This is a genomic window from Azospirillum sp. Sh1, assembly GCF_008365135.1.
Taxonomy (GTDB): domain Bacteria; phylum Pseudomonadota; class Alphaproteobacteria; order Azospirillales; family Azospirillaceae; genus Azospirillum; species Azospirillum oryzae.
Genome location: NZ_VTTK01000010.1, coordinates 112,679 through 125,451 on the forward strand (window position 1 = coordinate 112,679; position 12,773 = coordinate 125,451).

A 12,773-nucleotide genomic window follows, 5' to 3' on the forward strand; every position below is an offset into this window, starting at 1 on the left:
CCCTTCGTCAGGCGGTCCGCTCCCCGTTTCACGGTGCAGGTATGGTGCGCGCTGGTACCGTCTCGACAGCCGTTTGCAGGGATATGGTATCACCATTGCCTTCCACCAAGCCATACAGGACACTGTGCAGCGCCGTACAGTCGGTGTGGCGATGGGCGGGCGGGAAACGGTCGAAGCCACTCCCCTCGCCCAGCCCTATTAGCACCGGAACGAGTCCGGCGCCATGGGCGCATTCCATATCGATGTCGGCATCGCCGAGAAACCAGACATCGGCACCCGGCGCGATCCCCGCCGGCTCCAGCGCCATCCGCACCGGGGCGATGTGCGGCTTGTCGAACTCGGCATCCTGGGCGCCGACCAGCTTGCCGAAATAGCGGCTCCAGCCCAGCGCATCGGCCTCCGCCCGCAGGAACCTGCCGTTCTTGTTGGAGACGACGGCCTGATAGACGCCGCGCTCGTGGAAATGGCGCAGCAGCGTCTCCGCACCCGCCAGCGGCTTCAGTCCGTCCAGATGGTGGGCGGCGAAATAGGCATAGAAGAGATCGCGCGCCTCGGTCCAGCGCTCGCCGAAGATGCGGGGGAAGCTGTCGCGCAATGACGCCTTGATCCGCTCACGCGCTTCCTCCGCACTCCAGGGATCGAGTCCGAAGGACACCAGCGCATGGTTCAGCGCCGCCCGCACGGTGTCCCAGTTGCTGACCAGGGTGTTGTCCCAGTCATAGATGACGGCGCGCGGCAGGGTGATGGGGGCTGACAATGGGATGGCTCCGGTCAAAGTCGGATGGGGCGGGATTGGATCAGCAGGAGTGCACCCGAATGGTCCCCGATGTGGCAGCATACTCATGGATCAGCCTGTCCCGGGTCATGAGAGGAACGCCGAGTTCGCGGGCGGTGGCGATCAGCATCCGGTCGGCCGGATCGTTATGGAGCGGCTCCGGCAAGCTCGATGCCCCCAGCGCCGCCTCGAGTGACAGAGGCAGGCAGCGCAGCCCGGCCGCGGCGAGAAAACGCTGCATCCAGGCCGATGGCTCCAAATCCAACCGAATTCGGCCCTTGCGCACCAACGTGCCGATTTCCCAGGCCGAGACGGTCGAGATCAGGATCCCGCCGGCCGACCGTTCCTGCTCTATGCGCTCGCGTGCATCGGCAGAAAGCTCGATCCCGGCGTCAAGCCATAGGATCGCATGGGTGTCGAGAAGGATCATTCGGCGGTCACCGGTGAAGAATTCCGCTTTCGGCGTCGAAGGCGTCGTCGTCGAAGGTCGGCTGGGTCAAGTCATAGCCGCCGACCACCTCGACGGAACCGGAATGGGCGCCAAACAATGGCGACAACGTCCGATCGGGCGGGTTCAATTCAGCCACCGGGCGTCCGTGTCGGGTCACCACGATCTTGGCGACGCGGTGATCCTCCAGATCGTCGAACAGCGACAGGCATTTCGCCTTGAACTCGGTCACGCTGACCGTCACCACCGGCAATCCCATGGCAACCTCCAAAATGGTCAATTCAATATGACCACTTTGGCGCTCCCATACAAGCCACCCGTCATTCGATGAACATCTTCCCCTTTTCACTGCCATGGACGCCCAGCGACTTCAGCTTGCGGTGAAGGGCGGAGCGCTCCATGCCGACGAAGGACGCCGTGCGGGAGATGTTGCCGCCGAAGCGGGTGACCTGGGCCAGCAGATATTCGCGCTCGAACACCTCGCGCGCCTCGCGCAGCGGTAGGCCCATGATCTCGCCGCCCTTGTCCCATTTCAGGACCGTCGGCGTGATGGCGCCGATCTCCGGCGGCAGGGTGTCGGCGCGGATCGGCTCCTTCGCGTCGCCCTGGGCCATGATCAGCAGCCAGTCCACCACGTTGCGCAGCTGGCGCACGTTGCCCGGCCAGTCATAGGCCTGGAGCGCCGCCATGGCGTCCTCGCCGAACTCGCGGACCGGCAGGCCCGACGCCTCGGCGGAGCGCTGCATGAAATGGCGGGCCAGCACCGGGATGTCCTCCCGCCGCTCCGCCAGAGACGGCACGCGGATCGGCACCACCGACAGGCGGTAGAACAGATCCTGGCGGAAACGTCCCTGCTCGATCTCCGCCTGCAGGTCGCGGTTGGAGGTGGCGATGACGCGCACGTCGACCTCGACCCGCTGGCCGCCGCCGACGCGCTCGAACACCTGCTCCTGCAGGGCTCGGACGATCTTGCCCTGGGTTTCCAGCGGCATGTCGGCGACCTCGTCCAGCAGCAGCGTGCCGCCATGGGCCTGCTCGAAGGTGCCGATCTTGCGGCCGGGGCCGTCAACGCCGGCCTCGGTGCCGAACAGCTCCATCTCCAGCCGCTCCGGCCGCATGGTGGCGCAGTTCAGCCCGACGAAGGGGCCGCTGGCCCGGCGCGAGCGGGCATGGATCAGGCGGGCGACCACCTCCTTGCCGGCGCCGGGCGGGCCGGAGATCAGCACGCGGCTGCCGGTCGGCGCCACCTTGTCGATGGACTGGCGCACCTGATTGACCGCCGATGAGCGGCCGATCAGCTCGACGTCACCGCCGGCGCGCAGCTTCAGCTCCTGGTTCTCGCGCTTCAGCCGCGCCGCCTCGATGGCGCGGTCCACCATCAGCAGCAGCCGGTCGGCCTTGAACGGCTTCTCGATGAAGTCGTAGGCGCCGACCTTGATCGCCTGGACCGCGGTTTCGATGTTGCCGTGGCCGGAGATCATGATGACCGGGAGGTTGCCGTGGTCCCGCATCAGCTGTTCCAGGATCTGCAGGCCGTCCAGCCTGCTGCCCTGCAGCCAGATGTCGAGCACGACGAGGCTCGGCCGGCGCGCCGCCACCTGGGCAAAGGCCTGATCGGCGTCGGCGGCCTCGCGGGTCTTGATGCCTTCGTCGTTCAGGATGCCGGCTATCAGCATCCGAATATCGGCTTCGTCGTCGACGATCAGAATGTCATGCGCCATGGGCTTCGTGCCTCATCTCTCCGCCGGTCTCCGCCGGCCTGTCGTCACGGCCGCCCGCGTCGTTCGCGACCGCAACCGGGTGTGGAATGACCAGCGTAACGCGCGCCCCGGACCCGCCTTCGCGGTCCTCCAGGGTCAGCACGCCGCCATGGTCCTCCATGATCTTCTTGACGATGGCGAGCCCCAGCCCGGTGCCCTTGGCCCGCGTCGTCACATAGGGTTCGGTCAGCCGGTCGCGCTGTTCGCCGCCGGGCAGGCCCTTGCCGTTGTCCTCGACGGTGACGACGACCTTCTCGCCGTCGTCCTCCACCGCGATCGCCACCTCGCCGGGCGGCAGGTCCGACCCGTCGACGGGCGGCGGGCGCCCTTCGATGGCGTCCGCCGCGTTCTGCAGCAGGTTGGTCAGCGCCTGGGAGATCTGCCGGCTGTCGCACGCCACGGTCAGCGGCCCGGACGGCAGCCGGGTATCGAAGCGGATCTTGCCGGTATGGGCGCTGGATTGCAGGAACACCGCCTGCCGCACCAGATCGTTGATGTTGACCGGCTTCATCACCGGCTGCGGCATCCGCGCGAAGGCCGAGAATTCGTCCACCATGCGGCGGATGTCGTCGACCTGCCGGACGATGGTATCGGTGCACATGGTGAAGACTTCCGTATCGCTGGAGATCTCCTTCAGGTATTTGCGGCGCAGCCGTTCGGCCGACAGCTGGATCGGCGTCAGCGGATTCTTGATCTCGTGCGCGATACGGCGCGCCACGTCGGCCCAGGCCGCCTTGCGCTGAGCCGACACCAGTTCGGTGATGTCGTCGAAGGTGACGACGTAGCCGCGCACCTCGCCGGCACGCACCTCCGCCGCGATGCGGACCAGCAGGGTCAAGGTCGGCTTGCCCGGACGGCGGATTTGGATCTGGTCCTGCACGACGCGGCCCGGCCTCTTCGGCGCATTCTCCAGCAGGTCGCCGATGTCCGGCAGCAGTTCGACCAGCGACATGCCGACCAGACGCTCCGGATCCTCCTCGCCCAGCAGGCGGGCGGCCGACAGGTTCGGCAGGTTGATGACGCCGTCGGCATCCACGCCCAGCACGCCGGCGGACACGCCGGACAGCACCGTCTCGGTGAAGCGCCGCCGCTCGTCCAGCAGCCGGTTGGTCGACAGCAGTTCCCGCCGCTGCCCCTCGATCTCCGTGGTCATGCGGTTGAAGGCGCGGGACAGCAGCACGAATTCGTCCTCGCCCGGCGGCTCGGAGACGCGGACGGTCAGGTCGCCGGCGCGCACCCGCTCGGCGGCGCCGATCAGGGCGCTGATCGGGCGGACCAGCCGGGTGGCGAAATTCAGCCCGGCCCACACCGCCGCCAGCAGCAGCAGCATCGCCACCACCAGGAAGATCAGGGTGAAGGTGATCTGCAGGCTGCCGCGCTGGTTCTCCAGCGCCGTGTATTCCTTCACCGCCCCCTCGGCCGAGGCCATGTGCTGCAGCACCCGCGGCTCCACCATGCGGCCGACATAGAGGAAGGTGTCGGACACCCGGTCCAGGCTGACCAGGGCGCGGACGCGGTCATCGGATTCCTTGACGATCAGCGCGACCTCGCCATTGCGGGCCTGCTGGATCTTGTCTTCCGGGATCGGTTCGAATTCCAGGGTGAAGGTATAGCCGGCGCGCGCGACGATGGCGCCGGTGGTGCCGTTGAAGACGATGGCTTCCGACAGGGCGCGCAGCATCGCCTGGGTGGCGACGACCTGCTCGAACCGCTCCGGGTCGCTGGAAAGCCGCGCCTCCTGCGACAGGTCGTTGGCCATCGCCAGGGCATCGGCGCGGATGTTCTGCTGGTGCTCGTGCAGATAGGCGCTGGCGACCACCAGGGATTCATTGACCGCCGTGCGCACGCGGTCGCTGAACCAGCTCTGCACCCCGACATAGAAGAACATGGTGGAGAAGACGGTCATGATGATGGCAGGCGCCACCGCCAGCACGCTGAAAACCAGAACCAGCCGGGTGTGCAGCCGCGATCCCGCCAATCCTCGCCGCCGCCCGATCAGGATCGCGACGATCCGCCGGGCGATCAGCACGCCCAGCGTCAGCAGGATCGCGAGGTCGAGCGTCAGCAGAAGCGTGACGGTGCGCGGGTTGGCCTGCCCGAAGGGCGCGCTTTCCGTCATCGCCGCATAGGTGGCGAAGCCGGCGGCCAAGGCTGCCAGCGACAGGGCAAAAGCCAGCCGCTTGCCCAGGCCTACCCGCCGGGACCAGTGGAGAATCTTCTGCCAGACCGGCCTTTGGCCGGCTGCTGCGTTGTCGGAAATGGGTGGCATGGTCCGGCGCTGATCTGTTGCCGGAAAGATACACCTCTGTTGCGGCCCTGCCAAGCCGCAATGGATCTGCCTTTCGGACAGGACCGCTTAGGCCAGCCGGCGCGGCGCGCCATCGGGCGGTTGCTGGTCTTTCGTCCAGCGCCGTCCGCACCGACGCTGTGTCACAATTTTGGCACGGGTCGGTTGCGGCGGCGGCTGGACGTCAATCGGCCGGACGGCGGCAGCCTATTTGATGCCGCGCATCACCTGGATGTCCAGGTCGCGGATCTTCTTGCGAAGTGTGTTGCGGTTCAGACCCAGCAGCTGGGCCGCCTTGATCTGGTTGCCGCGGGTCGCCGACAGGCTGAGCGAGATCAGCGGCCGTTCGATTTCGCGCAGCACGCGGTCGTACAGGCCGTTTGACGGCATGCCGTCCTTGTGGGCAGCGAAATAATCCTTCAGGTGGCGTTCGACCGCCGAGGACAGGCCCTCGCTCTGCGGCTCCTCCACCGGCTGGGCGGCCGGGGTGGCGTCGGCAAGCTCCGCCTCGACCACGTCCAGCCCGATGACCTCCTGCGAATAGAGCGCGGCCAGACGTCGGACCAGATTCTCCAATTCGCGGACGTTGCCGGGCCAGCGGTAGCGCTTCAGCCGGTCCATCGCCGCCTGATCGATGCTCTTGGCCGGAAGCCCCTGGCTGATGCCGAGATTGAGGAAATGGCGGACCAGCAGCGGAATGTCCTCCGTCCGTTCGCGCAGCGGCGGCAGGCGGATCGGCACCACGCACAGGCGGTAGAACAGATCCTCGCGGAACAGGCCCTGGCGGATCAGGGTGCGCAGGTCGCGGTGGGTCGCCGCGATGATGCGCACGTCGGTCTTGATCGCGGTGCGGCCGCCGACGGTGGTGTATTCGCCCTCCTGCAGCACGCGCAGCAGGCGGGTCTGCGCCTCCAGCGGCATGTCGCCGATCTCGTCAAGGAACAGGGTGCCGCCCTGCGCCTGTTCGAACCGGCCGGTCGAGCGGTTGGTGGCGCCGGTGAAGGCGCCCTTCTCGTGGCCGAACAGCTCGGACTCGATCAGCTCGCGCGGGATGGCGGCCATATTGATGGCGACGAAGGCGCCGTTGCGCCGCTTGCCGTAATCATGCAGCGCACGGGCGACCAGCTCCTTGCCGGTGCCGGACTCGCCGGTGATCATCACCGTCAGGTCGGTGCCCATCAGGCGGGCCAGCACCCGGTAGATTTCCTGCATGGCGGGCGAGCGGCCGATCAGCGGCAGCTGTTCCTCGCCCTCCAGGTCGCCGCCGGGCATGGCCGCCGGCGGGGTGTTGGTGTTCAGCGCCCGTTCGACGACCGACACCAGCTCCTTCAGGTCGAAGGGCTTGGGCAGATATTCGAAGGCCCCGCGCTCCGCCGCCTTCACCGCGGTGATCAGCGTGTTCTGAGCGCTCATGACGATGACGCGCAGTTCGGGCCGCAGTTTCTTGATGCGCGGGATCAGGTCCAGGCCGTTTTCGTCCGGCATCACCACGTCGGTGATGACCAGATCGCCCTGCCCGTCCGCCACCCAGCGCCACAGTGTGGCGGCATTGCCGGTGGTGCGCACCTCGTGCCCCAGCCGGGCGAGCGCCTGCGTCAGGACGGTTCGGATGGCGCGATCGTCATCCGCGATGAGAATGGTCGCCGCGCTCATCAACGACTCCCCCGGCCGCCCTTGGACTGCAAGCCAGCGTCTGAAATCTTCGACTCCCCGGAAGGTTTCGAGTCATCGTATTTCGAATCATCGTACATCGGCAGCGACACCTTGAAGACGGTCCGGCGAGGCTGGCTGTCGAACTCGATGGTTCCGCCATGATCGCCTATGAGTTTGGCCACCAATGCAAGACCAAGGCCAGTGCCGTTCACTTTGCTGGTCACGAAGGGATCGAACAGGTTGGACTGCAGGTCTTCCGGAATGCCGTCGCCATTATCCTGCACCGTCACCAGCAAGGGCAGATGCCGGCGCGCATCGCCGCCCGGCAGCGCCATGCGCACGCCATGCTGATAGGAGGTGATCAGGGTGATTTCGCCGCCTGATTCCGGTGCAGCCTCTGCCGCATTTTTCACCAGATTCAGGAAAACCTGCACAAGTTGGTCGCGATTGCCGTAAACAGGAGGCAGTGACGGGTCGTAACGCTCAACAAAGCGTATTTTTCGGGCAAACCCGCTCTGGGCGACCTTGCGCACATGCTCCAGGACCGTGTGGATGTTCACCGCGGCGCGTTCCAGCGGCCGTTCGTCGGAGAACACCTCCATCCGGTTGACCAATGCGACGATGCGGTCGGCCTCGTCGCAGATCAGGCGGGTCAGCACCCGGTCCTGGTCGCTGGCGTTCTCTTCCAGCAATTGGGCGGCGCCACGGATGCCCGACAGCGGGTTCTTCACTTCATGCGCCAGCATCGCCGCCATGGCGGTGACGGAGCGCGCGGCATGGCGGTGGGTCAGCGAATGGTCGATCTTGCGGGCCAGCGACCTCTCATGGATGGTCAGCACCACATGGTCGGGCGGGTCGCCCATGGTCGCCACCTGCACCGTGACATGGTGCGGACCGATGCGCGGCGTGTCGATGATGACCCCGTCCTGCGACACCCGGCGGCTGCCGCGGCGCACCTGCTCGATCAGTCCCATCACCGGGCTGTCCGGTGGCAGCAGGTCGGGCAGCGGCATGCCTTCCATGGCGTTGGCGGACAGGTCGAAGAATTCCTGCCCCTCCAGATTGACGAAGCGGATGTCGCCATTGCCGTCCACCACCAGCACCGGATCGGGCAGGCTGTTCAGCACCACCAGGGAATCCAGCCGGGGCGCCCGCGAGGCACCCGACCGGTTGCGGCCACGCTGGCCCGGGGCGGTCATCGGTACGGGATCCATCAGGCGGCCATCCTTTCGATTGCCGGTTCATAAAAGGCACGGATGCGGTCGCGCACCGCGTCGGGATCGCCCAGGCGGTTGACCTCCTGGCGGAACTCGTTGGAGTCGCGCAGGCCGGTCGAATACCAGGACACATGCTTGCGGGCGACCTTGATGCCGCCGTCCGTGCCGTAATGGCTCAGCATGCTGTCGAAATGCTCCAACAGCGTGGTCATCTGCTCGTGCAGCGGCGGATCGGGCAGCCTTTCGCCGGTGCGCAGGTAATGCATGACCTGCGACGGGAACCAGGGCCGGCCATAGCTGCCGCGCCCGATCATCACGCCGTCGGCGCCGGACTCGGCGAGCGCGCGGTCCACCGCCTCGAAACTGGCGATGTCGCCGTTGACCACCACCGGGATCGATACCGCCTCCTTCACATGGCGGACATAGGTCCAGTCGGCGGTACCGGTGTAGAACTGCATGCGGGTGCGGCCATGGACCGTCACCATCCTGATCCCGCACTGCTCGGCGATGCGGGCGAGGTTGGGAGCGTTCCGGTTTGTCTCATCCCAGCCCAGCCGCATCTTCAGCGTCACCGGAATGCTGACGGCCTTCACCACCGCCTCCAGGATGCGCCCGGCCAACGCCTCGTCCCGCATCAGGGAGGAGCCGGCGTGGCCGTTGACCACCTTCTTCACCGGACAGCCGAAATTGATGTCGACGACTGCGGCGCCGCGGTCCTGGTTCAGCTTCGCCGCTTCCGCCATCACCTCGGGCTCGCAGCCGGCGAGCTGGACCGCCATCGGAAATTCTTCCGGTTCGGTCTCCACCATCCGCAGGGTCTGGCGATTCTCGCGGATCATCGCCTGGCTGGCGATCATCTCCGACACGACAAGGCCGCAGCCCGCGCGCTTCACCAGACGGCGGAACGGCAGGTCGGAGACACCCGACATGGGCGCCAGGATCACCGGTCCGGCGAGCGTGATGGGTCCGATTTGTATGGTCATTCTCACCTGCCCGATTGATGGGCAAATCAACAAAGTGCCGCCAATTTGTGCAAGTTATCACGCTGCTGCGGATGTGTGCAAGCGCGAAGCCCTGCGGCCAAGCTTACGCTTGGGGCAAAACCCATGTTCCGCCACCGGCTTGCGGTGGATGCGCCCTCAACTCCAGGCCCATTGGCCGATCAGCACGTTCGACACGAACTTGACGCCGGGATAGGCAAGCGTCGCCAGCAGATAGACGATCAGCATGGTCCGCGCCGCCGTCCGCCCGCGCACGCCGGTCCGGTATTCGGCCAGCAGCAAGACGCCGATGACGATGAAGGTCGCCAGCGACAGCAGGGTCTTGTGATCGGTGCGGAACAGCAGCCCCTGCTCGAAATAGAGCACCGCCATACCGGTGGCGAGACCGGCGCCGAGGATCACCTCCGACGCGATCAGCAGTCGCAACTGCAGCCGCTCGCTCTCCGCCACCGGCGGCAGGAAGCGGCTGAGCGGGGTCGGCCGCTTGCTCTTCAACGCCCGCGTCTGGATCACCGCGGCGAAGGATGCCACGGCACTCAGGGTCAGCAGGGCATAGGTGAAGACCGACACCGCGATGTGCAGGTCGATCCACACGCCCGGCGCGTTGCCGCGCAGGACCGGTGCCGGCGCATCCTCCGTCAGCGTCGCCAGCAGACAGACTGCCAGAAGATAGGGCAACAGCAGCGGCGCCAGCCGCCAAGCCGTGTCATGGAGCAGGCTGAGCCCGATGAACAGAGCCATGCAGGCGGCCGTCGTGACCCACAGCGCGGTGGAGAAGCCGGTCTGCCACTGGCCGGCGACCTGCAGGATCGCCCACATGCCCGGCCCGGCGGCGGCGAGCAGCAACGCACCCCAGAAGGACCAGCCGCGCCCCTCCGCCCCCTGCCCCGCAATGCGCCGGTAAGGATAGAAGGCGGCAGGCAACAGGGCCACCAGCGCCGTCAGGCTCAAGAAAATGTTCTGCGACATGGACCCGAATGCACTCCCGTCCTTCCGCCGTCATGCTGCCATGACGTGCCGCCATATCATGCCGCCCGCCCACGGACACCGTCCGGAGCGTAGCAGGCGTCAAGGCTCGGCACTTGGCGGAACCACGGCGACAGGCTAGGCTCCGCGACGTTTCCGTCAAGTGGCTATCATATCTTACGGTTTGCCTCATGCCCACCTGCATCGCGCCCACCTGCATCGCCCTGATCGTCGCCGGCGGATCCGGCCAGCGGTTCGGCGCCGAACGGCCGAAGCAGTATCTCGACCTCGCCGGCAAGCCGGTGTTGCGCCGGACGGTGGAGGCTTTTCTGAGCCATCCCCAGGTCACCGGCGTGCGCGTGGTCATCGACCCGAACTGGCGCGAGGCCTATGACGCCGCCGTTGCCGGCCTCGGCCTGCGCGATCCGGTGGCCGGCGGCGCCAGCCGTCAGGATTCGGTGCGCAACGGGCTGGAGGCTCTCGCCGCCGACGGCGCCCCCGACCTCGTGCTGATCCACGACGCCGCCCGTCCGCTGATCGACGCGGCCACCATCGGCGCGGTGATCGGCGCGCTGCAGACCACGCCGGGCGCCATCGCCGCGGTGCCCGTCGCCGATACCCTCAAGCGTGGCAGCGGGAATGGAGGGGCCGGCGCCATCGCCGGCACGGTGGACCGCGAGGGGCTGTGGCGGGCGCAGACCCCGCAGGGCTTCCGCTTTCCCGCCATTCTGGAGGCGCACCGCGCCGCCGCCGGCCTGTCGCTGACCGACGATGCCGCGGTGGCGGAGCGGGCTGGGCTTGCCGTTGCCCTGGTGCCGTCCAAGGAGGACAATTTCAAGGTGACCACCCCCGACGACCTGACCCGCGCCACCCGCGCGGTCATGAGCAGCCTGTGGGATGTGCGGACCGGCAGCGGCTTCGACGTCCACCGCTTCACCGATGGCGATTTCGTCACGCTTTGCGGCCTGCGCGTGCCGCACGACCATGGGCTGGAGGGACATTCCGACGCCGATGTCGGCCTGCATGCCCTGACCGACGCCATCCTCGGCGCGCTGGCCGCCGGCGACATCGGCAGCCACTTCCCGCCGACCGACCCGCGCTGGCGCGGTGCCGACAGCGCCAAGTTCCTGCGCCATGCCGCCGATCTGGTGGCGGATCGCGGCGGCGTCATCGCCCATGCCGACGTGACGATCATCTGCGAGCGGCCGAAGGTCGGCCCCCACCGCGCCGCGATGGCCGAGCGTATTGCCCAAATCCTGGGCATCGAGGTCGGGCGGGTCAGCGTCAAGGCGACGACCACCGAGCAGCTGGGATTCACCGGCCGGCGCGAGGGCATCGCCGCGCAAGCGGTGGCGACCATTCGGCTCCCCGGTTAACATCCAATCCAACAGTCCGAACCGGGAGAGGCCGTCATGTTTCCCGAGCCCATCCGCGAGCTTTCCGCCCAGGTGCTGGCCGAATACGGCCTCGCCGGCTTCATGCTGGCGACCGCCGAGTCCTGCACCGGCGGGCTGATCGCCGGCGCGCTGACCGACATCGCCGGCTCGTCCAAGGTGGTCGACCGCGGCTTCGTCACCTACACCAACATCGCCAAGACCGAACTGCTCGGCGTTCCCGCCAGCCTGCTGCACGCCCATGGCGCGGTCAGCCCGGAGGTGGCGGTCGCCATGGCCGTCGGCGCGCTGGCCAAGTCGCGGGCCGATGTGACGGTGGCGGTGACCGGCATCGCCGGTCCCGGTGGCGCGACCGAGACCAAGCCGGTGGGCCGCGTCTATGTCGCCACCGCAGTGCGCGGCGGGGCGGCCAAGGCCAAGGAATACACGTTTCCCGGCGACCGCGACGCCGTGCGGATGGCGACGGTCCAGGCGGCGCTGGAACGGCTGCGGCAGGCCCGCCCGACCGGAAGCCTGCGTTGAAGAAACGCCGGCAAACTCTTCACTAGCAAGGAAAATCACCCGATGCCGACCATCAACATCCAGCTGTTCGAAGGCCGCACCGTCGAGCAGAAACGCGAATACGCCAAGGCGTTGACCGAAGCGACCGTGAAGGTCCTCGGCTGCTCGCCGTCGGCGGTGGACATCATCTTCCAGGACGTGAAGAAAAGCGATTGGGCCAGCGGCGGGGAGCTGTGGTCGGACAAGACCTGACCGACCACCCACGCAACCGCGTAGAAGCCGGCGTCAGGCCGGCTGCGTCACCCGGCCCGGCCCATAAAGCTGGGCCGCCCGCGTTTCGAAGGCCTGCACCATCCGGCGCACCGCCTCGTTGAACAGCAGGCCCATGATCTTCTGCAGCATCTTCGAACGGAACTCGAAATCGACGAAGAAGTCGACGCAGCAGCCGCCGGGATGATCGTTGAAGATCCAGTGGTTGTTCAGATACTGGAACGGCCCGTCGGTGTACTGCACGTCGATCCGGCAGGCCGGCGCGCTCAGCTCCACCCGTGAGGTGAAGCGTTCGCGGACCATCTTGAACCCGATGATCAGGTCCGCGAACATGACATTGCCTTCGCGCTTGCGGATGCGGGCCGCCAGGCACCAGGGCAGAAACTCCGGATACTTCTCCACATCGGCGACCAGGTCGTACATCTGCTGGGGCGTGTAGGGAAGAACCTTCTTTTCCGCGTGCGTCGGCATGCCCGTACCCGTGTCCTTCTATTGAACCGC

13 protein-coding genes are annotated in these 12,773 nt (G+C 67.0%); 3 read left to right on the plus strand and 10 right to left on the minus strand.

The window, feature by feature from the left end; all coding sequences use genetic code 11:
* Window positions 1-28: 28 nt before the first annotated feature.
* The 9 genes from FZ029_RS12825 to ccsA form a co-directional block, all read right to left on the minus strand.
* Window positions 29-757: an HAD family hydrolase gene (locus FZ029_RS12825; RefSeq protein ID WP_149269590.1), complete on the minus strand. Its 729-nt coding sequence runs from the start codon at window positions 755-757 to the stop codon at window positions 29-31.
* Window positions 758-797: 40 nt separating this feature from the next.
* Window positions 798-1,205: a type II toxin-antitoxin system VapC family toxin gene (locus FZ029_RS12830; protein ID WP_149269591.1), complete on the minus strand. Its 408-nt coding sequence runs from the start codon at window positions 1,203-1,205 to the stop codon at window positions 798-800.
* 7 nt (window positions 1,206-1,212) lie between these two features.
* The gene (locus FZ029_RS12835; protein ID WP_149269592.1) at window positions 1,213-1,482 is read right to left on the minus strand and encodes a type II toxin-antitoxin system Phd/YefM family antitoxin; all 270 of its coding nucleotides are present in this window, start codon (window positions 1,480-1,482) and stop codon (window positions 1,213-1,215) included.
* Between the two features lie 61 nt (window positions 1,483-1,543).
* Window positions 1,544-2,944, minus strand: a complete 1,401-nt coding sequence (locus FZ029_RS12840; protein ID WP_149196964.1) for a sigma-54 dependent transcriptional regulator — start codon at window positions 2,942-2,944, stop codon at window positions 1,544-1,546.
* Complete coding sequence (locus tag FZ029_RS12845) at window positions 2,934-5,252, minus strand: PAS domain-containing sensor histidine kinase (protein ID WP_149269593.1); 2,319 nt, start codon at window positions 5,250-5,252, stop codon at window positions 2,934-2,936. Before FZ029_RS12845 ends, FZ029_RS12840 begins: the two co-directional genes overlap by 11 nt.
* Window positions 5,253-5,477: 225 nt before the next feature.
* Window positions 5,478-6,923 carry a nitrogen regulation protein NR(I) gene (gene ntrC / locus FZ029_RS12850; protein ID WP_109151026.1) on the minus strand — a complete coding sequence of 482 codons (1,446 nt, stop codon included), beginning with the start codon at window positions 6,921-6,923 and terminating at the stop codon, window positions 5,478-5,480.
* A complete protein-coding gene (locus FZ029_RS12855; RefSeq protein WP_247892288.1) occupies window positions 6,923-8,137 on the minus strand; it encodes an ATP-binding protein in 1,215 nt (404 codons plus the stop codon). The genes ntrC and FZ029_RS12855 overlap by 1 nt, the downstream gene beginning before the upstream one ends.
* Window positions 8,137-9,123, minus strand: a complete 987-nt coding sequence (dusB, locus tag FZ029_RS12860; protein WP_149269594.1) for a tRNA dihydrouridine synthase DusB — start codon at window positions 9,121-9,123, stop codon at window positions 8,137-8,139. The genes FZ029_RS12855 and dusB overlap by 1 nt, the downstream gene beginning before the upstream one ends.
* Window positions 9,124-9,279: 156 nt before the next feature.
* Window positions 9,280-10,110 (minus strand): cytochrome c biogenesis protein CcsA, encoded by an 831-nt coding sequence (gene ccsA / locus FZ029_RS12865; protein WP_149269595.1) that lies wholly within the window; start codon window positions 10,108-10,110, stop codon window positions 9,280-9,282.
* A 188-nt stretch (window positions 10,111-10,298) separates the two neighbouring features.
* On the opposite strand from ccsA, the gene FZ029_RS12870 reads away from it, so the two are divergent.
* From FZ029_RS12870 to FZ029_RS12880, 3 genes are read left to right on the plus strand one after another with little or no spacing between them, the layout of a single operon-like run.
* On the plus strand, window positions 10,299-11,483 hold the full coding sequence (locus FZ029_RS12870) for a bifunctional 2-C-methyl-D-erythritol 4-phosphate cytidylyltransferase/2-C-methyl-D-erythritol 2,4-cyclodiphosphate synthase (RefSeq protein ID WP_149269596.1): 1,185 nt from the start codon (window positions 10,299-10,301) through the stop codon (window positions 11,481-11,483).
* 36 nt (window positions 11,484-11,519) lie between these two features.
* Window positions 11,520-12,023, plus strand: a complete 504-nt coding sequence (locus FZ029_RS12875) for a CinA family protein (protein ID WP_149269597.1) — start codon at window positions 11,520-11,522, stop codon at window positions 12,021-12,023.
* A 42-nt stretch (window positions 12,024-12,065) separates the two neighbouring features.
* Window positions 12,066-12,254, plus strand: coding sequence for a 4-oxalocrotonate tautomerase (locus FZ029_RS12880; RefSeq protein ID WP_014247666.1), 189 nt, complete (start codon window positions 12,066-12,068; stop codon window positions 12,252-12,254).
* Window positions 12,255-12,287: 33 nt separating this feature from the next.
* Here FZ029_RS12880 and FZ029_RS12885 read toward each other — a convergent pair whose 3' ends face one another.
* A complete protein-coding gene (locus tag FZ029_RS12885; protein ID WP_109151031.1) occupies window positions 12,288-12,743 on the minus strand; it encodes a type II toxin-antitoxin system RatA family toxin in 456 nt (151 codons plus the stop codon).
* Between the last annotated feature and the right edge of the window lie 30 nt (window positions 12,744-12,773).